The organism is Providencia sp. PROV236, from assembly GCF_033676985.1.
Lineage (GTDB): Bacteria > Pseudomonadota > Gammaproteobacteria > Enterobacterales > Enterobacteriaceae > Providencia > Providencia manganoxydans.
Window position 1 is genome coordinate 2,405,983 of the sequence record NZ_CP096297.1, and the last position, 20,478, is coordinate 2,426,460.

A 20,478-nucleotide genomic window follows, 5' to 3' on the forward strand; every position below is an offset into this window, starting at 1 on the left:
AATTATTCATGGCACGCATAATTGTTGTTACATCTGGTAAAGGTGGTGTCGGTAAAACCACTTCAAGCGCGGCCATAGCTACAGGCCTAGCGCAAAGAGGGAAAAAAACGGTTGTGATCGATTTTGATATCGGTCTACGTAACCTCGACCTTATCATGGGATGTGAACGCCGCGTAGTGTATGACTTCGTTAACGTCATTCAAGGTGATGCATCTCTTAATCAGGCACTGATTAAAGATAAACGAACAGAGAATCTTTATATCCTTCCTGCGTCGCAAACTCGTGACAAAGATGCTCTGACTCGCGAAGGTGTTGAAAAAATACTCGATGAATTAAGTAACGAATTAGCGTTTGATTTTGTCGTCTGCGATTCCCCTGCGGGTATCGAAAGTGGTGCGCTAATGGCGCTCTATTTTGCTGATGAAGCCATTATTACTACCAACCCTGAAGTTTCTTCTGTTCGTGACTCAGACCGTATTTTAGGTATCCTTGCGTCTAAATCTCGCCGCGCGGAAAAAGGCCAAGATCCGATTAAAGAACACTTACTATTAACGCGTTATAACCCGGGTCGTGTCACTCGTGGTGATATGCTAAGTATGGAAGATGTTCTGGAGATATTGTGTATTCCACTGATCGGCGTGATCCCTGAAGACCAGTCTGTATTGCGTTCATCAAACCAAGGTGAACCTGTTATTTTAGATGCTGAATCTGATGCAGGTCAGGCATACAGCGACTGTGTTGACCGTATTTTAGGTGAAGAACGCCCTATCCGATTCATTGAAGAAGAGAAAAAAGGTTTCTTGAAACGCCTATTTGGGGGGTAAATAATGGCTTTATTGGATTTCTTTCTGTCGAGAAAAAAACCGACAGCAAATATCGCAAAAGAGCGATTACAGATCATTGTAGCGGAGCGCCGCCGCGGTGATAGCGAACCTCCTTACCTTGCAGATATGAAAAGAGATATCTTACAAGTTATCTGCAAATACGTTCAGGTTGATCCTGAGATGCTTTCTGTACAATTTGAACAAAAAGGCGACGATATCTCAGTACTCGAACTTAACGTAACATTACCAGAAGGTGATGAAATCAAGGTTCCAGAAAAGTAATGATAGCAAAGTAGCCGCTGTTTTAGTTTGTAAATAGCGGCTTGCTTTATTATTTATTCAGGCAATTGAAATTAGTTATTTATAAAGCGAGCGAATAACGCTTTATTTATGGCTCGACTTTTCTCACCCCGAAATTAGCAGCACTGCGATGACCTGATATATAGCATAAGAATATATAATTATTCTATATTCAAAAAATATCATATATAACGATAAAAAACGTATTCTATTAGATGTACTAAATAATAGGGAGATATGGCAATAGATTGATATTTAAGACTCCTACTTTGATGAAATAGGAGTCTAGTGATTAATACTACTGAGATTGAGAAAGTAATTTAGTAATTGGTTCAGCAAGCAGCCTTCCTCTCCAACCATCAAGAAGTTCAGGTTGTTGATCTATTGATTTGATCCCCCAATGAACCGAAAGTAGTTGGTTTATCTGGCGCCTCGAAGCAAGTAACTCTGCATTGAATTTCTCATGCTCAGCAATTTCTTTGACTACCGTTTTAATTTCTTTAAACAGCGTTTTATATTGAGGTTGCTCGTTAAGATTTGCCACAATTTGCGGATATTCTTGTTCATCCATTTGCTTAGCTTTTTCAACAATGCTTAACAGACGTCGCCCATGACAACGGATCTCTTGCCCTGTTAAGCCTAATGCATCTAATTCGCCAAGCGAGCTAGGTAAGTAACGAGCAACTTTCCACAAATGCTCTTCTTTAACCACAAAGTTGATTGCCATATCGCGCGCTTTCGCTTGATTTAAACGCCATTCTGCTAACATTTGTAAGCAGGCTAACTGTTCACCTCTTAGCTGGCACACATTAGTAATGTTCCGGTATGCGAGTGTCGGATCGATGGATTGTTGTCTTCTAGTAACCGTTCTTTGGCACTCTTCCATTGCATCCGTAAGATAACCAGCCTCTTCAACTTTCTGCATCAAGATTTTCGCTAATGGCAGTAAATAGAAGACATCTGCCGCCGCATAGTGGCATTGTTTTTCACTTAGTGGTCTCGCTAACCAATCAGTTCGAGATTCACTTTTATCAAGTTCTATACCTAAGTGCTCTGACACTAATGAGGCAAAACCACAAGAAATTGGATAACCTAAAAAAGCGGCAACAACCTGTGTATCCACCATCGGTTCAGGAACGCAGGAAAAATCATGTAAAAATACCTCTAGATCTTCACTACCTGCATGTAAAAATTTAATCAGATTTTTATTAGTTAATAATGCCTTAAAAGGTGAAAAATCGTTAATAGATAAAGGGTCTATCAGTGAAACTTGTTTTCCATCATAAAGTTGTAGCAAACCTAATTGTGGATAATAAGTTCGAGTTCGGACAAATTCTGTATCCAGTGCCAGCCAATCGGCTTCACTCGCCTGTTGGCACACTTGTGTAAGTTCGCTATCAGTTGTAACTAAACAGTAATTCAAAACAAATTTCTCTTTTTTATATTCTCATCACGGCAACGCCGGTAAAAACCGGCGTTGCTCATAGGGATGCAAATTGAACAGTCTCTATCATGCCGTTGACTCATCCATTCGCTTTTTTTCTTCATCACGTAGCTCCCTACGCAATATTTTACCGACGTTAGATTTAGGTAACTCGGTACGAAATTCAAACAACTTTGGTACTTTGTATGCCGTTAGTGAACGGCGACAGAAGGTTTTTAACTCATTTGTTGTTAGGTTTGGATTACTACTAACCACAAATACCTTCACTGCTTCACCTGTACTTTCGCTTGGAACACCGACAGCTGCACATTCAACCACATCAGGATGAGATGAGATAACATCTTCAACTTCATTTGGATAAACATTAAAGCCAGAGACGATAATCATATCTTTTTTGCGATCAACGATACGGATATAACCTTCGCTATCTATTTCTGCAATGTCACCTGTTGCTAACCAACCATCGCGTAAAATTTTCGCAGTTGAATCAGGACGATTCCAATAACCTTTCATGACTTGAGGGCCTTTCACCCACATTTCACCCGGTTCTCCTAATGCGACTTCATCGCCATCATCACCCACTAATTTTACATCAGTTGATGGGACAGGTAATCCGATACTACCACTATAAGCCGTCAGATTATACGGATTTCCGGTCACAAGCGGTGAACATTCTGTTAAACCATAACCTTCCAGCAAATGCTTACCAGTAAGTTTTTGCCATTTTTCAGCTACCGCTTTTTGTACCGCCATACCACCACCAACGGTTAACCTTAATTTAGAGAAATCCAATTTTTGGAATTCTGCATTATGTAGCCATGCATTAAATAAGGTATTAACCCCAGTGATCGACGTCACTGGATATTTTGCAAGCTCTTTAATGGTGCCCGGTACATCTCGTGGGTTGGTGATCAATAAATTAACCCCACCAACGTTAATAAAGAGTAAGCAGTTAACCATTAGTGCAAAAACGTGATACAACGGTAACGCAGTAACCACAAACTCAGCACCAAATTTTAAAACAGGCCCATAAGCGGCTCGAGCTTGCTCCAAGTTAGCTAACATATTGCGATGGGTTAACATAGCACCTTTGGCCACACCTGTTGTCCCACCCGTATATTGAAGGAATGCAAGGTCATCACCAGCAATATTTGGCTTAATGTACTGCATTCGATACCCATAATGCATCGCTCGGCGAAATGAAATTGCATCAGGTAAATTGTATTTTGGCACTAACCGTTTGACATATTTAACCACAAAATCAACCAGTGTGGCTTTAGGCCTAGAAAGCTGATCACCCATACGAGTTAAAATAACGTGTTTAACTTTGGTGTTAAAAACAATTTTTTCAAGGGTATGCGCAAAATTGGAGACAATAACAATCGCAGTCGTACCGCTGTCATTTAACTGGTGTTCCAGTTCTCTAGGGGTATAAAGCGGGTTAACATTAACGACAACCATACCTGCTCGCAAAATACCAAACAGTGCTATCGGATATTGCAGTAGATTCGGCATCATCAGTGCAACACGATCGCCTTTTTTCAGCCCTAAACCATTTTGTAAGTAAGCAGCAAAAGCTCGGCTTCTTTCCTCTAATTTGCGATATGTCATGACTGCGCCCATGTTAATGAACGCAGGTTGGTCTGCATACTGTGACACCGAATTTTCAAGTAACTCGGCCAAAGAAGCAAAGCGATCAGGATCGATCTCTGCCGGCACATCGCTTGGGTAATTTTTTAGCCAGATTTTTTCCAAAGTATGACTCCTGAATTTTAGTATAGTAATATTGCCCGCACATTCTTTTAACAAATTATTAACTCAGCGTACCAGTTTGAGAAATACCCTGTGCTAAGGTTGAGAGCTCTATCACTAAATAAATTTCATTCCTTCGAAATAAAAATAGGCGGACAATCCGCCTATTCTCACTTAAGTTTATTTTTCCAGAGCGATACTTGTTACATTTGACATAACAACCGCATAAATAACCCGTTATTAGTGAACGATGTCACTATCTAACTGACTCATTTATTTGAGCTGTTCACCTTGTAACCTATGTTAAGTATCTATCTGATAATAGTGCCGCCATAATACACTTTTCTGAATCATTTTTGGAGAAATTAACACATTATCTCTCGATATTGGCTAAATACACTCTAAATAATGCACTCGACGGCTAAATAGCAGGCTAATCAGCCGCTAAAAGCATCGACATTCTGTGACTGATATGTGGGCGAATGAATATAGCTACTGTATCTCACCCAAAAGCGATATGCATTAAAATATGACAAGTATAGGGAGACGATAATCATCGCCCCCCTCAATAATATAAAACTACTCGGTAAGGTAAGTTTGAACCGGAGCCACGCCACCTGGGTAGCCGTAGTAGCCATACCCATAACCCCAAGGATGGTCATAATAATAAGGATTACCATAATAACCATAGCCCCATGGCCCAGCGGGTGGTAATACCACACTTTGTGCTAGGTTCCAGCGCTGATAGCCCGTCACATCCAAAGTGACATATTTATATGGGATATCCCCTATTTTCCCTGCCTGTTCCCCTGTAATTTTACCTACAACAGTAATATAACGACCATTATAGTCAGCAGGATCAAGGAAGCCATTTACAAAAGCGTAAATGCGACCGATGGATGCAGTGTTTAGCTCTGGTGCCGCGTCATACTTACTCAATGGAATAACGGCAATCTCAAGACGGGTTTTATTTGGTTGATTGAAAACTGAAATCACCTTTCCACCAAAACGCCCTTCTTGCCCAATATACATTTCAGGGGCATTTTGTACTGATGATAAGTTAACCGCAGGATCAGGTGACGAGCCTTGAATTGATGCTGGGATCGAAACACAACCTGTTAATGCTAATACGCCGATAAATAAAGCTGCTTTAAAAGTCACACGGCAGTTAATTTTAATTCCCATATACCACCTCCGTTTTAGCTTTAATTATAAATTCAGACAGTATGGATTAACATACATATTTATTAACATAACACGATATGTTCAGTATCTTGTCATATGTTAAGTATCAATTTAATCTTTATATCAATTATAGATAAACAAAACAGCAATTAATGTCATATTGATGCGAATTTTAATCATCTATTTAATAATAGTTCTATTTATGATTAATGAAATTCAACTTTTCAAAAAACACAAAACTGGCTAAATACTTTGTATACACTCTAAATAATTCGAGTTGCAGCTAGGCGACAAGCGAAGATAGTCGGGGAGCATAGATAAACTATGTGACTCGGCTAGCTGAGCGTAGTCAACAACGCTGCAACTTGAAGTATGACGAGTATAGCCAGTTTCAAAATAACACCATTACCGACCGGGTAATTTTTTCCAAGTCACTTCATTACGTAAATAGGTTGGCTCAACATTTTCGACTGCTTGAACATCTCCTGCTAGCCATAAACGCTCAGCGATAGGCAACATATCTTGTGCAGTTGGAAGTTCAATAGTGCTATCGATTAATGAGATAGCACTTTCATGCAACTGTGGATAAGCTTTCCAGCCAGTTCCTGCATAACTCCATTGCCCTGTCAGTTGGCTAATTTTTTCCTTAAATAGATTGGGATCCATCACAGCCTCAGTTTGCTCTCTGAGCCATTCACCACCAACACTGCGTTGATACTGAGCGCAATAAACTTCTGTCATGCGTGCATCAATAGCAGCAAGCACCTGAGTGTGCCCCGTAATTCGGTAAACCCCTTCAGCTAACGTCATCAACGATGAAACACCTATCATTGGTAAATCAGCACCTAAGGCCAAGCCTTGAGCAATACCGACCCCAATGCGCACCCCAGTAAAACTACCTGGCCCACGCCCAAAGGCAAGTGCATCTAATTGATTTAACGTGATCCCCGCTTGTGACAAGACTTCTTCAACCATAGGCAACACTTTCTGTGTATGCTCACGCGGCGAAATCGCAAAACGAGAAATAACCTCTGTGCCGCATAACAATGCGACTGAACATGCTTCTGTTGCTGTATCAACAGCAAGAATACGGCTCGACATGCCATAACCTCGGCAAATAGATTAGATTCGATGCCATGGTCATATCGCCATGGCCTGAAAAATGGTAGCTATATTAGCATAAACTCAAAACAAGGCAGCAGAAAAATATTCATATCGCTTTGGTTTAATTACTATTATTTATCTCAGTTCTTTTTTTCTCAAGAAACTCAATCGCTTTTGTTAAACTCCGAGTTCTTGGCGAAGGCGGAAGACTGTTTAAAAAAATCTCTCCATAAGGACGAGTGACTAAACGATTATCACAAATAACTATCACCCCATAATCACGGGTATCACGGATCAGCCGACCAACTCCCTGTTTTAGCGTGATAACAGCATCGGGAATTTGCACATCAGCAAAGGGATCGCCACCGCGTAATTGACAATCTTCAATACGTGCACGTAATAAGGGGTCATCCGGCGCCGTAAATGGCAATTTATCGATAATAACACAGGTTAATTCATCCCCCCGCACATCAACGCCCTCCCAAAAACTGCTGGTTGCCACGAGTACTGCATTACCTTCAGCAATAAACTGTGCAAGTAACTTATTTTTGCTACTTTCTCCTTGCATCAGCACAGGTAGGGTTAATGTTGTTTTAAACTCTTCAGCCAGTTCACGCATCATCAAATGCGAAGTGCATAAGAAAAAGCAGCGCCCTTGGTTTTTAATAATCAGGGGCCTAAGCATTGCTGCCAATTTTTGTGCGATACCTCTTTGATTGGTTTCTGGAAGGAAACGTGGGACACAAAGTAAAGTTTGACTTTGATAGTCAAATGGGCTGGCTAATAATAATGTTTCGGCCGAGGCTAACCCCAGCCGATCAGTAAAGTAATTCAGTTGCTCATTAACTGACAATGTGGCAGAGGTGAATATCCAACTTGCGGGTGTACCAGCTATCATCTCACTAAACTTTTCAGCGACGGTTAATGGCGTTAATGCTAATAGGAAATGCCTACCATAGCTTTCAAACCAATAACTATAACCAGGAATAGTGACATCTTTTAATCGATTCAACCGATTACGATATAATGTAACACGCTCAAACACCGAATCTAACGTTTGTGAACGCCCTAACGCGCTTTTAACCACCTCATAGCACAGCTCAAGTGAATCATCCAATAATGTCAGAGCACGCTGTACCACTGGCATTTTTAATAAATCACGTAAGTTACCACGGAAACTGTTTTCCCCAAGGTTTAAGCGAAAGTCCAAAGTACTTTGCGTTAATCTATCCGCACTTTTTTGTAATTGAGCCTGATCTTTAAGTTCCGTTCGGTAAACCATCACCATGTCACGTGCGAGATCGAGGAGTTGACGGCTACTCAATTGTTGTCCAAAGTACTGGCTAGCAATATCAGGTATTTGATGGGCTTCATCAAAAATCATCACATCAGCTTGAGGCATCAATTCACCAAAACCTGTGTCTTTAACCACCCGATCCGCCATAAATAAGTGATGATTAACCACAATGATATCAGCATCCAATGCTTTACGGCGCGCCTTTAACACGAAGCACTCTTGATAGCGTGGGCAATCGCTGCCCAAACAATTATCATTGGTACTGGTTACCAATGGCCACACAACATGATCTTCGGCGATATCATGGCAGGTACTAACATCACCTGATTCAGATTCAATCGACCAACTACGCAATCGTACAACCGCTGAGAGTATTTCAGGTTCAAGGCTACCACCACCAAGTGATTGCTGATCTAAACGCTCTAAACAAAGGTAATTCGAGCGCCCCTTCAATAAAGCGGTTCGCCCACGGTATTGCATCGCATCAATAATCGTCGGCAAGTCACGATGATACAGCTGATCCTGCAATGCTTTCGAACCTGTCGAAACAATCACTTTTTTCCCTGAGCGCAGTGCAGGAACTAAATAAGCATAAGTTTTACCCGTTCCTGTTCCTGCTTCAGCCACCAGCACCTGCTGTTTTTCAATCGCATCGGTGACAGCATTAGACATGGTGACCTGCGCTGCCCGTGGTTGAAAGCCTGGAATTGTTCTCGCTAGAAACCCATCTGAAGAAAAATCGTCGTGCACCGCAAACCCATATCGTATTCAACTTGGAAGCATTGATTCTAACATGTCTCTAACGTCGCTGCTGAGTTAAATAAAATCATCAGAACAGAAAGGATTTTCATCAAGCAAACTAGCTGTTATCCTAGAAAAAACATGAAATAAGGAACTCAGATGACAATTGAAAGAATTGATCCAGACAAACGTTGGTCCGAAGCGGTGATCCACAATAATGTTGTCTATTACACTAGTGTCCCTGAAAACTTAGATGCAGATATTATTGCGCAAACAGCAAACACGCTTTCTGCTATTGATATCCTATTGCAAAGAGTCGGCTCAGATAAAAGTAAAATCTTAGATGCCACCATTTTTTTAGCTGATAAAGCGGATTTTGCAGGTATGAATCAAGCATGGGATGCTTGGGTGGTTGAAGGTAGCGCACCAGTGCGTTGTACAGTTCAAGCCGCGCTGATGAAACCTGAATATAAAGTTGAAATTAAAATCGTTGCGGCGATTGATTAATTTGTTGACCATGAAAAAAAGCGCCAATATCACATCGGCGCTTTTTTAATTTATGACATTTTAATAAGAACCATGCCTAATAATAGCAGGGCAATACCTCCCCACCCTTTATAATTGAGCCTCTGGTTGAACAATATCCAACCCGCAGCCACTGTAGCGATAATCCCAAATGCTCCCCACAGTGCATATGCAATTGACAGCTCAATGCCTTTAACCGCTTGAGCAAGGGAACTAAAAGCCCCTAATACCGCGACTAAAGATAAAATACCTAGCCAATAACGCTTAAAGCCGTTCGACATTTTTAATAAAATATTCGCTAAGATCTCAAGGACCACCGCTAATACTAAAAATGCCCCATGCCACCATTCAAACTGAATGTCCATGATCAGGCCTCCGTTTTAGCGTGATTATGCGCCAAAGTTCCTGATTTTACTGCGGATACTGCACGATCTGCCGCTTGTTTTACTTTTTGTGCCGATTGGCTAACTGTTGCTTTTTTAGTTCCAGACTTAATCAAACCAATACCCGCAATTAATAGAACCAATCCACCTATTTTCATTGGGGATAATGACTCTCCAAACCACAGCACACTAAAAGTCGTAATAAATAGTATGCCGATGCCTTCCCATAATGCGTAAGCAACGCCCAAAGCCACTTTTTTTACCGCGATTGCCAGTAAGATATAAGATGATGCAATCATCACGTACATCACTGCCATACCCGTAAAATCACCACTCACACTGGCGTGTTTCATTGATAAAGTACCGATCACTTCGGTGACGATAGCTAATGCTAAAAATATCCAATATATCATTATAATGTCTCTCTATGGATAATTGCATGCCTGATTGTTTTTTATACAGAAAAAACAAACTTTTTGGCGATAATTTCTTTAATGCAATTAAAAAAAATTAATAAACAACAAAGCGATACTGATTTTATTCAGTTGAATGAATATTAGAGAGAGACGCTATAATGCACCGCACCAGTGATGTTCACTGGAAAGGATAGCTGAAAGGAAAAGCCGGTGAGTTGATCTTCTTTGGGACTTACTGATTTTAATGCTATTCACGCTAAGCATGATATCTCATTCATTTCATCAGATGGACATCCATCCAAGTTACTCCGAACCCTCATATAAAATTGTTCACGGCCTATTTTTATCATGGTAAAAGTATTAAGTCAATGAATACAAAAAGCTTTTTTAAATGAATAATTTTTGCATAATTATTCATTTAATCCCCAGAAAACCGCTCTATCGCCAAGGACTACACGAATAATCAATCGTAAAATCACCACTTATTAACCCTATTTTTTATTGAAAATATCAAACTATTCCTTGTTTTATTTTATTACAGACTTCCTAACAAGGTTTCTTATTGACTTAAAATACGAACAAGCATCTTATAGAGTGTAGGCAGATAAATAAGCATTCCCAAAGAGAGAGCAATGGATACCTTTAACCTCACTTCAAACAGTTTTCAAAATGATGTAAATGCAACTCCACTTCCTTACGACGTGATATCAATACAATCACAAGTTATCTACGGTAGTGTAGGCAATAGTATTGCCGTCCCTGCTTTAATGAAACAGGGTTTACGCGTTGCTGCTGTACCTACTGTCATCTTAAGCAATACGCCCCATTACACAACTTGTCATGGTGGTGAATTACCTTCAGAGTGGTTTCGCGGCTATTTAAATGGCTTAGTCGAACGTGGTTGCATGGATAGTGTACGCGCAATTTTAACGGGTTATTTAGGTTCTAAAAATAAAGCGCATGATCTAGCACAGTGGCTCACCACTATACGTCAAAGTCATCCATCTCTCCCGGTGATCGTCGACCCTGTTATGGGTGATGAAGATAGTGGCTTCTACATCCCTCCTGAAATTGCCGAAGTCTATCGAGATGAAGTCATTCCACTCGCAACGGGGATCATTCCAAATAAATTTGAGTTATCAATGCTTAGTGGTCAAGAGATACAAACTTTAGAGGATGCGACGAAAGCAGCCCGCAGTTTATTAAAAGGCCATACTCAGTGGGTGATCATCACCAGCGCATTTCAGCCTGATGATGATAGTATTGATGTGGTTTGTGTTACTCAGCATGATATTGCCGTTATTCGCCATAAACGTTACCCTGTCACACCTAAAGGTACAGGGGATTTATTTGGTGCGGAATTAACTGCACAACTGCTAGCTGGGTTATCTGTACCTGATGCAGCAAAAATGGCTTGTCTACGTATTGAACAAGCAATCATCCATATGGCTGCAACAGGACGCAGTGAATTGGTGCTGTAGTCTTACAATAGCCATTTAGAACATAATCATTATCTATTATAATTATGTTCACTAACTCTATTGATTTTACAATAAAAAACCAGCCCGACGGCTGGTTTTTTAGCTTATATACTGGTGGGTTTATTCAAACTCATTCCACGAACGACCATCACGGGTGATCATCGCCACAGAGGCTATTGGGCCCCAAGTACCTGCTTGATACGGTTTTGGCGCCTCGTTATCCATTGCCCATGCATCCATAATGGAATCTACAAATTTCCAAGCCTCTTCAACCTCATCACGACGTACAAACAGCGCTTGAATACCTCGCATTGCTTCAAGTAATAAACGCTCATAAGCATCTGCTAAATGAGTTTGGTTGAACGTTTCAGAGAAACTTAAGTCCAGTTTAGTCGTTTGCAAACGGTGTTTATGATCAAGACCTGGCGCTTTATTCATGATCTCGATATCGATACCTTCATCCGGCTGTAAGCGAATAGTGAGTTTGTTCTGAGGCAGCTCTTGATAACTTTCAGAAAAAATATTCAACGCGGGTTTTTTGAAATAAACCACGACTTCTGAGCATTTTGCAGGTAAACGCTTACCGGTACGTAAATAGAAAGGAACCCCTGCCCAGCGCCAATCGTCGATATCAACGCGCAGTGCCACAAAAGTTTCCGTCATACTTTTCTTATTGGCACCTTCTTCTTCTAGGTAGCCAGGCACTTTATTACCTTGTACAAAGCCTGCGGTATACTGACCACGCACCGCTTTTTCTCTGACATTAGTATGGTCAATACGACGCAGTGAACGTAAAACTTTTACTTTCTCATCACGAATACGGTCAGTGGTTAAATCTGCCGGTGGCGACATCGCGATCATGGTTAAAATTTGTAATAGGTGGTTTTGGACCATATCGCGCATTTGACCTGCCTGATCAAAATAGCCCCAGCGCCCTTCAATACCGACTTCCTCAGCAACGGTAATTTGAACATGATCGATAGTTCGATTATCCCAGTTATTGATGAATAGCGAGTTAGCAAAACGCAGTGCTAATAAGTTCAGAACCGTTTCTTTACCAAGGTAGTGGTCAATTCGATAGACTTGGCTTTCATCGAAATATTTCGCCACTTCATTGTTAATTTCTTGCGAAGAGGCTAAATCTGTCCCTAATGGTTTTTCCATAACCACACGGTTTGGTTGTTTGTTCAACCCTGCATGGCCAAGACCATGACAGACAGCACCAAATGTACTTGGTGGCATAGCGAAATAGTGAATAGCGGGATGACAGTCTTGCTTAAGCATTTGGGCTAAGCTGTCAAAATTCTCAGTTTGATTGACATCGAGATTGCAAAAATCTAAACGTGAACTTAGTCTCTCCCAAAGTTCAGGGTCAAGATCTTCTTTTAAAAATTCGTGGAATGCTTTTTCAACAAACTCAACATAATCGCTCTGGCTCCACTGCGCACGCCCCACTCCAATGATGCGTGTTTCTGGATGGATATAGCCTGCTTTCTCTAATTGATACAGAGATGGAAGCAATTTACGACGTGCAAGATCCCCTTTGGTGCCAAAAATAATCAAATCACAGGCTTGAGCAGCGTTATGTACCGCCATATTGGTTCTCCTCAATTTGCGGAATTTATTGTAATTTTGTTACAAAATTAGCCAGATGTTCCGCTAATGTACCCTTTTGAAGGTATTCAGTAAATATTGATGATACCGATCACAGTTTTTATGGTGAAAAAAGCACCAAAAGTCAATAACCTTATCATGACTGAATGGTGACAGCACTTGTAATAAAATAACAAAACAGCAACAGAAATTACGGGTATGAAAATTAGATACAGCTCATAGTTTCGCAAAAAACTACATCACAAACACCTATCATTCAGATAGGTTAGCCATAACTCATAGTATATTGCCTTTTTTACTACTGCTGTAACCACGATATCAATAAACACACAATATCTTTATGGCGGAAAAATTTCTCCTTTTGATCAAATAGGCGCTTTCGTGACATGAATATTTTAGAACAAATGAAAAACAGCCTCGATTTTTTGAGTAAATCCGAAAAGAAAGTTGCCGAAGTGATCCTTGGAATGCCACAACAAGCTATCCACCTCAGCATAGCAACCCTTGCTCAATTAGCTGATGTCAGTGAGCCAACAGTAAATCGTTTTTGTCGCAAAATGGATACCAAAGGGTTTCCCGATTTTAAGTTACGTTTAGCGCAAAATCTCGCTAACGGCACACCCTATGTAAACCGTAACGTAGAAGAAAACGATACAGTTAATACCTATACCCACAAAATTTTCGAGTCTGCGATGGCAGGTCTAGACAATGTTAAACACAGTTTAGATATCACCGCAGTTAACCGTGCCGTTGATTTACTCACACAAGCGCGAAAAATTAGCTTTTTTGGCTTTGGCGCTTCTGCTGCGGTAGCACATGATGCAATGAATAAATTTTTTCGCTTTAATATTCCTGTCATTTACTTTGATGATATTGTTATGCAACGTATGAGCTGCATTAACAGCAGTGAAGGAGATGTCATTGTGTTGATCTCACATACAGGAAGAACCAAAGCATTAGTTGAAATGGCTCGCCTAGCTCGTGATAACGATGCCACTGTTATTGCAATTACCTCCGAAAATTCTCCATTATCTCAAGAAGCCACCTTGTCAATCATCATTGATGTCCCTGAAGATACCGATATATATATGCCAATGGTGTCTAGGTTAGCGCAATTAACTGTCATTGATGTACTAACAACAGGCTTTACATTAAGAAGAGGCGAAAAATTTAGAGATAACTTGAAACGGGTCAAAGAAGCATTACGTGATTCGCGGTTTGATAGTATGTAGCAAAAAGAGCTTCTTTTAAATACGCTCAATCATTCATGGTGCAGCTAGACGACAAACGATTAAGTGGCTGGAAGCCTACCTAAGTGGGTGGCCAGCACCAATGTATATCGTCAACAACACTGCAACTTGAAGTATGCTGGGTATAATAGTTTTGCAGACCCGATAGCATTAACTAATTAGCAGTATATAATAGCTGTGCACGTGTCAGCATCATAACTTATTGAGAAAAAGTCGCGAAATTACGCAAAAAGTACTTTAAATATTTCATGGTGCGACTAGACAAAAAGTGAATGATTCACCAAAAGCATAGAATACTCTGCCATTGGTGAGAACGAACGTAGTCACCATACTTCAACGTAAAGCGCTACCTTGAAGTATGACGAGTATAGTTCAAGTTGCATGATAGCAAGGCCCTAATTAACACCAGTAACATGGTCAAGTAACCTTCAAAAGCATGCCACTTGAAGTATGAAAAGATTTAACCCAATAAAATAACACCATTACAGGTCAACGGAGTAATACATGACTAGACGGCTTAGAAGAACTAAAATTGTTACTACCCTAGGTCCAGCTACCGATCGTGATAATAATCTTGAAAAAATTATTAACGCCGGCGCTAACGTTGTACGCCTTAACTTCTCTCACGGAACTCCAGAAGACCACATCCTCCGCGCTAATAACGTGCGTGAAATCGCTGCTCGTTTAGGTCGCCATGTGGCGATCCTCGGCGATTTACAAGGCCCTAAAATTCGTGTTTCTACATTTAAAGATGGCAAAGTGTTCCTCAATGTGGGCGATAAATTCACTTTAGACGCCACGCTAGGTAAAGGTGAAGGCGACCAACAAAAAGTCGGCATTGATTACAAAGGTCTGCCCGCTGATGTCGTCCCAGGGGATATTTTGTTACTTGATGACGGTCGCGTACAGCTCAAAGTCCGCGAAGTCCAAGGGTTACAAGTCTTCACTGAAGTTACTGTCGGCGGCCAACTGTCAAACAATAAAGGCATTAATAAACTGGGTGGTGGCTTATCCGCTGAAGCATTAACCGATAAAGACAAAGCCGATATTATTACTGCTGCAAAAATTGGTGTTGATTACCTTGCTGTCTCTTTTCCTCGCTCAGGCGAAGATTTAAATTATGCACGCCGTTTAGCGCGCGATGCAGGCTGTGAATGCCAAATTGTTGCCAAAGTTGAGCGTGCAGAAGCCGTTGCCAATGATGAAATCATGGATGAAGTGATCCTTGCTTCTGATGTCGTGATGGTTGCTCGTGGTGATTTAGGTGTGGAAATTGGTGATCCTGAATTGGTTGCGGTACAGAAAAAACTTATCCGCCGTTCCCGTCAGCTCAACCGTGTCGTGATCACCGCGACACAAATGATGGAATCTATGATCACGAATCCGATGCCAACGCGTGCAGAAGTCATGGACGTGGCTAACGCCGTTCTTGATGGTACCGATGCAGTGATGCTTTCTGCTGAAACAGCAGCAGGCCAATATCCCGCTGAAACCGTAGCAGCAATGGCTCAAGTGTGCCTTGGTGCAGAAAAAATGCCTGGGTTGAATGTCTCTAAACATCGTTTAGATGCCGAATTCAGCAGCCCTGAAGAAGCTATCGCCATGTCAACCATGTACGCAGCTAACCACCTTAAAGGGGTAAAAGCCATTATTGCGATGACCGAATCTGGCCGTACCGCACGCATGATGTCACGCATTAGTTCAGGTTTACCAATTTTCGCAATGTCTCGTCACGAAAAAACACTGAACCAATCTTCCCTATATCGTGGTGTTACACCTGTGTTCTGTAGCACACACACCGATGGCATTGCAGCGGCAAATGAAGCAGTCACTCGTCTGCGTGACAATGGTTACTTAATGAGTGGTGATTTAGTTCTTGTAACCCAAGGTGATTTAATGGGAACTATCGGCAGCACCAATACTTGCCGTATTTTAGAAGTTGAATAAAACCATCTATTAAAGAAATATCAAGGGAGAGTCAAACTCCCTTGATATTTATATCACAGTTTTATTATTTCATTGTTATATTCTGAACATACAACTAGTATCAATTAATAAGTTAATACTAACTTGCGATTAAAAACAGCTTCCCTGATTTGATCAAAGCATTTATTGATTCGAAATCACCCCGAATAAAAGGAAAATAAGCGAAGCACGACTTCCCCCTTAATTAGAGTGATAATTAATGAATTTATGTAAATGACTTAGGGTAACAACACCATTTATGGAGGCTATTACCCTGATTTTAACAATGAGATGAAATCTATAGAAACTGTAGATTAGGCTAATTTTGTTGTTCGTTTTTCCAATTATGAAAAGCAGCAGTCATCACTGGTGCTATTTTATCGTAGTTTTCCCAAGTATTTTCAACATGATATACCGTTGGTAAACCTTGTGCTAAAATGCGCTCATAATCATCAAAAAAGCCGTTCTCTTCTGCCTGATAATAGAATTCAGTAAATTCTAATCCCTCATCATTGACGTCCTCATCGGTAAATTTCTCATCGCACATAGCGATTAAAAATGTACGTCCGTCCATTTTACGTTCACGAACAGCGGTCAATTCATCAATAGACTCTTCAAGATGAAATTCACCAATAAGATCATTTTGAATCAACCATGCCAAGTAGAACCCTATATGTGTTCCACCATTTTCATTAGGTAGCCCCTCTGGATAATCGCCACCGTAATGCCAATCCATTCTGTCAAATGCCATCAGATGCCTCACAAATATACTGCGTTATTAACATTAGCGATATAAATCATCACGCTGATAGGGTTCTATCTCATCACCCTTACGTGTTTTTAGTAATTTAAGTATCCATGTATATTGCTCTGGGTTTGGCGCAACGAGATATTCAAGTTCCTCATTCATTCGCCTTGCAATATAGGCATCATCTTGACCGTCAATATCATCCATTGGCTGACGAATATAGATATGTAATTGATGTGTATGGTGATCATAGACAGGAAATAATGGAACAATTTTAGCCTTACAGACTTTCATCAAACGACCAACTGCGGGTAAAGTCGCCTTATAAGTCGCAAAGAAATCGACAAATTCACTATTTTCTTCACCATGATCTTGATCAGGTAAATAAAAACCCCAATAACCTTGCCGTACAGAGGCAATAAAGGGTTTTATACCTGCTTCTCGTGAATGTAAGCGCCCACCAAAATGGTAACGTGCTTTATTCCATAAATAGTCTGCAACGGGGTTTTTTTGATGATGAAACATCGCCGCCATCTTATAACCTTTAGCAGCAAGTAACATTGCAGGTGCATCAACAGCCCAGCCATGAGGCACCATAAAAATCACATTACTACCTTGTTGCTTTAATGATTCAATGATTTCTTCATTATGCCAAAACGTTCTCGCTAATGTTTTATTGGCACCACGAACACAAAGCTCAGCAAGCATGACAAATGACTGAGGCGCAGTTTCAAACATTTTATCGGTTAATTGTTCCCGCTCTTGCTCTGTTAGTTGAGGAAAACAGTACAATAAATTTATTTTAGCGCGTCGACGGGCACTTTTGGCTAGTCGACCAACCCACTTGCCTACTTTTGCTAATAAAGGGTCACGAACTTTAACGGGTACATAAGCTAATGCTGCAAACACGCCAGCTCCCATCCAAACACCCCAATATTTTGGATGTAAATAGGATTTATGAAAGGTTGGCACGTAGCCTAATTTACTATCGGTGTCTTTATCTTTATTCATAGTGTACCTAAAAGAACAATTCGCGCTCTTTTATAGCTTAAAATGATAATAAGTGAAAGTATTACAACGGAATTGGGCAGATACAATATATCTGCCCATCGTGAAGAGATTATTTCATTTTTAATTGAGGCTTAGTTTCTTTCACCATCGCCAAATATTCTTTGCGTTCTTTACCCGTTAAACCACCTGAGCTAGGTAATTTTGCGGTTAATGGATTCACTGCTTGTTGGTTAATCCACACTTCAAAGTGCAAGTGAGGCCCCGTTGAACGACCTGTATTACCAGAAAGCGCAATACGATCACCACGTTTCACTTTTTGCCCTGGTTTTACTAACAATTGACGTAAGTGCATATAGCGTGTGGTATATTGGCGACCATGACGAATAGCAATAAAGTTACCTGCTGCGCCACTGTATTTAGAAACAATAACCTCACCATCACCTACCGCTAGTACAGGCGTACCTACTGGCATAGCAAAATCAACCCCTTTATGCGGTGCAACGCGCCCTGTTACAGGGTTAACGCGGCGAGGGTTAAACTGCGATGACACTCGAAATTGTTTTGCTGTAGGATTACGCAAGAAACCACGCTCTAAACCATTCCCTTCACTATCGTAATATTTACCATCTTCTGCACGAAATGCGTAGTAGTCTTTCCCACCACTATTCAAACGTACACCAACGAGTTGGCTCTGTTCATTACGACCATTAAGAATTTCACGGCTCATTAAAACGGTAAACTTATCGCCCTTTTTCAACTTACGAAAATCAATTTGCCATTGTAGTGCTTTAATCACTTCACGGCCTTCATTACGCGTTAAGCCTGCTTGGCTTGCACTTTGTGCGAAACTGCCGTTGATCACACCCGGCAATATACTGTTTTGCCATTCGCCTTCACGAATTTCTTTCGTTTCTTCGAATTTATTCGTGCTACCAACCCGCGTATAAATTCGCGTTTCTCGGCGAGAAACTTCCCACGTTAATGATTCAAGTTCGCCTTGGTCGGTTAAGCTCCAATTTAACGTTTGACCAATTTTTAAATTGCGCAGCGCTTTATGTTGATTTGCCAGTGTTGCGACATCACCTGACTCTATCCCAAACTGGGTTAAAATACTGGACAGATTATCACCACTAGCAACGACATATTCATGAGGGATAATAGCGCTATCCGTTCCTTCGGCACCATCGCTATCATCAACCACACCTTCGTCAGGCAGTTGATCACTGCTATCTTGAATAATATCGTCAGTTGCATCCGTTAAAGGCGCAAAGGACAAAGGGATCACTGTATCTACAGTGTTTTCGGTATCGGAGCTCGATGTCGGTAGGTGTGTTGGCCGCCAAATTGCGACGGCCAGTGTTGCGACTGTTAATGTTCCTAACATGATCCTATGAGACTTGGACAGGCTACCGTATACCTGTGCAAGCCCTTTAGCCATTTGCTGCACTAAACAATTCCTTCTTGTTTAATTCAGGCAGCTCGCGTATTGCTTCGACAGTTGTGTTAAGAACTGCATATAGCTATCTGGGCCTATTTCCAGCCCGCTACCAAGCGGGTCGAGAGTTCCCATTTTGACTCCCGTATTTTTCGCTACGCTTTCTATGACGGCTGGCCTGAATTGGGGTTCAGCAAAAACACATTGTGCTTTGTGCTCAACCAATTGAGTTCGTATATTATGTAATTTCTGTGCACCAGGCTGAATTTCCGGGTTTATCGTAAAATGCCCCAATGGAGCCAACCGATAGTGTTTTTCAAAGTAGCCATAAGCATCGTGAAAAACAAAATAGCCCTTGTTTTTGGCTGGTTCTAAAATATTAACAATATTCTCATCGTTTTGCGTCATTTTTTCATTGAATTTACGAAGGTTTACGTCCAGCTTATCTTTTTGTTCAGGATAAAGCTCTACTAAACGATCATGAATACCTAACGCGGCTTGTTTGGCTATCTCTGGAGACAACCAAATGTGCATATTATACTCACCATGATGATGATGTTCGTGATCCGTATCATGATTAGCTTCATCAACATGATCATGGCTATGTTTGTCTTCATCATCCCCTTTCATTAATAATGGAACGATATTCGCCTGTTGTGCAAGCGCTAGACGTTTCTTCTGTGGTAACGTTTTGAGAGGCTTATCTAAAAACATTTCCATATCAGGACCAATCCATACAAATAAGTCCGCTTGTTTAATTTTTTTCAAATCAGAAGGTTTCAGCGCATAATCATGGGGTGATGCACCATCCGGTAATAGCACTTGTGTATCCGTAACACCATCTGCGATACCCGCCGCAATAAACGCCAGTGGGCGGATAGAGGTTACCACATCGGCTTTTGCCGCTGTCACCATCGTTGTGCTCAGCACCGATGCTGCGGCCAGCCCTAAAATAAATTGTCGGGCATTAGATTGAGATTTATGTATCATAGACGTCTTTTTC

Annotated in this window: 18 protein-coding genes; 6 read left to right on the forward strand and 12 right to left on the reverse strand. The window is 41.0% G+C overall.

Annotated features, from left to right (window positions below; all coding sequences use genetic code 11):
* Window positions 1-8 precede the first annotated feature (8 nt).
* Complete coding sequence (gene minD / locus M1E96_RS10715) at window positions 9-824, forward strand: septum site-determining protein MinD (RefSeq protein WP_070929600.1); 816 nt, start codon at window positions 9-11, stop codon at window positions 822-824.
* Window positions 825-827: 3 nt separating this feature from the next.
* Complete coding sequence (minE, locus tag M1E96_RS10720; RefSeq protein WP_070929601.1) at window positions 828-1,106, forward strand: cell division topological specificity factor MinE; 279 nt, start codon at window positions 828-830, stop codon at window positions 1,104-1,106.
* 316 nt (window positions 1,107-1,422) lie between these two features.
* On the opposite strand, the gene rnd is transcribed toward minE, so the two are convergent.
* From rnd to M1E96_RS10745, 5 genes are all read right to left on the reverse strand, one after another.
* Window positions 1,423-2,547, reverse strand: a complete 1,125-nt coding sequence (rnd, locus tag M1E96_RS10725; protein WP_369426997.1) for a ribonuclease D — start codon at window positions 2,545-2,547, stop codon at window positions 1,423-1,425.
* Window positions 2,548-2,634: 87 nt separating this feature from the next.
* The gene (gene fadD / locus M1E96_RS10730; protein WP_369426998.1) at window positions 2,635-4,323 is read right to left on the reverse strand and encodes a long-chain-fatty-acid--CoA ligase FadD; all 1,689 of its coding nucleotides are present in this window, start codon (window positions 4,321-4,323) and stop codon (window positions 2,635-2,637) included.
* A 576-nt stretch (window positions 4,324-4,899) separates the two neighbouring features.
* Window positions 4,900-5,505, reverse strand: coding sequence for a Slp family lipoprotein (locus tag M1E96_RS10735; protein ID WP_272579778.1), 606 nt, complete (start codon window positions 5,503-5,505; stop codon window positions 4,900-4,902).
* A gap of 405 nt (window positions 5,506-5,910) precedes the next feature.
* The gene (tsaB, locus tag M1E96_RS10740; protein ID WP_369096473.1) at window positions 5,911-6,606 is read right to left on the reverse strand and encodes a tRNA (adenosine(37)-N6)-threonylcarbamoyltransferase complex dimerization subunit type 1 TsaB; all 696 of its coding nucleotides are present in this window, start codon (window positions 6,604-6,606) and stop codon (window positions 5,911-5,913) included.
* A gap of 124 nt (window positions 6,607-6,730) precedes the next feature.
* Complete coding sequence (locus M1E96_RS10745) at window positions 6,731-8,656, reverse strand: ATP-dependent DNA helicase (RefSeq protein ID WP_140179313.1); 1,926 nt, start codon at window positions 8,654-8,656, stop codon at window positions 6,731-6,733.
* Between the two features lie 150 nt (window positions 8,657-8,806).
* Here M1E96_RS10745 and M1E96_RS10750 point away from each other — a divergent pair, with 150 nt between their 5' ends.
* On the forward strand, window positions 8,807-9,154 hold the full coding sequence (locus tag M1E96_RS10750) for a RidA family protein (protein WP_070929606.1): 348 nt from the start codon (window positions 8,807-8,809) through the stop codon (window positions 9,152-9,154).
* Between the two features lie 50 nt (window positions 9,155-9,204).
* Here the strand turns inward: M1E96_RS10750 and mdtI are convergent, their stop codons facing one another.
* Window positions 9,205-9,537, reverse strand: a complete 333-nt coding sequence (gene mdtI, locus M1E96_RS10755) for a multidrug/spermidine efflux SMR transporter subunit MdtI (RefSeq protein WP_070929607.1) — start codon at window positions 9,535-9,537, stop codon at window positions 9,205-9,207.
* Between the two features lie 2 nt (window positions 9,538-9,539).
* Window positions 9,540-9,968 (reverse strand): multidrug/spermidine efflux SMR transporter subunit MdtJ, encoded by a 429-nt coding sequence (mdtJ, locus tag M1E96_RS10760; RefSeq protein WP_070929608.1) that lies wholly within the window; start codon window positions 9,966-9,968, stop codon window positions 9,540-9,542.
* A 635-nt stretch (window positions 9,969-10,603) separates the two neighbouring features.
* On the opposite strand from mdtJ, the gene pdxK reads away from it, so the two are divergent.
* Window positions 10,604-11,452, forward strand: coding sequence for a pyridoxine/pyridoxal/pyridoxamine kinase (gene pdxK / locus M1E96_RS10765; RefSeq protein ID WP_272579775.1), 849 nt, complete (start codon window positions 10,604-10,606; stop codon window positions 11,450-11,452).
* A gap of 120 nt (window positions 11,453-11,572) precedes the next feature.
* On the opposite strand, the gene zwf is transcribed toward pdxK, so the two are convergent.
* Window positions 11,573-13,048: a glucose-6-phosphate dehydrogenase gene (gene zwf / locus M1E96_RS10770; protein WP_140179306.1), complete on the reverse strand. Its 1,476-nt coding sequence runs from the start codon at window positions 13,046-13,048 to the stop codon at window positions 11,573-11,575.
* A gap of 404 nt (window positions 13,049-13,452) precedes the next feature.
* Here zwf and M1E96_RS10775 point away from each other — a divergent pair, with 404 nt between their 5' ends.
* Together M1E96_RS10775 and pyk are read left to right on the forward strand one after the other, a co-directional pair.
* A complete protein-coding gene (locus tag M1E96_RS10775) occupies window positions 13,453-14,298 on the forward strand; it encodes a MurR/RpiR family transcriptional regulator (protein ID WP_070929610.1) in 846 nt (281 codons plus the stop codon).
* A gap of 522 nt (window positions 14,299-14,820) precedes the next feature.
* Window positions 14,821-16,263 carry a pyruvate kinase gene (gene pyk, locus M1E96_RS10780; protein WP_070929611.1) on the forward strand — a complete coding sequence of 481 codons (1,443 nt, stop codon included), beginning with the start codon at window positions 14,821-14,823 and terminating at the stop codon, window positions 16,261-16,263.
* 337 nt (window positions 16,264-16,600) lie between these two features.
* Here the strand turns inward: pyk and M1E96_RS10785 are convergent, their stop codons facing one another.
* The 4 genes from M1E96_RS10785 to znuA all read right to left on the reverse strand — a co-directional run bounded on the left by M1E96_RS10785 (window position 16,601) and on the right by znuA (window position 20,465).
* Window positions 16,601-17,032 (reverse strand): hypothetical protein, encoded by a 432-nt coding sequence (locus M1E96_RS10785; RefSeq protein WP_140179304.1) that lies wholly within the window; start codon window positions 17,030-17,032, stop codon window positions 16,601-16,603.
* A 33-nt stretch (window positions 17,033-17,065) separates the two neighbouring features.
* On the reverse strand, window positions 17,066-18,040 hold the full coding sequence (gene lpxM, locus M1E96_RS10790; RefSeq protein ID WP_070929613.1) for a lauroyl-Kdo(2)-lipid IV(A) myristoyltransferase: 975 nt from the start codon (window positions 18,038-18,040) through the stop codon (window positions 17,066-17,068).
* Window positions 18,041-18,149: 109 nt separating this feature from the next.
* The gene (gene mepM / locus M1E96_RS10795; RefSeq protein ID WP_070929614.1) at window positions 18,150-19,487 is read right to left on the reverse strand and encodes a murein DD-endopeptidase MepM; all 1,338 of its coding nucleotides are present in this window, start codon (window positions 19,485-19,487) and stop codon (window positions 18,150-18,152) included.
* An 18-nt stretch (window positions 19,488-19,505) separates the two neighbouring features.
* Window positions 19,506-20,465, reverse strand: coding sequence for a zinc ABC transporter substrate-binding protein ZnuA (gene znuA / locus M1E96_RS10800; protein ID WP_319065946.1), 960 nt, complete (start codon window positions 20,463-20,465; stop codon window positions 19,506-19,508).
* Window positions 20,466-20,478: the final 13 nt, after the last annotated feature.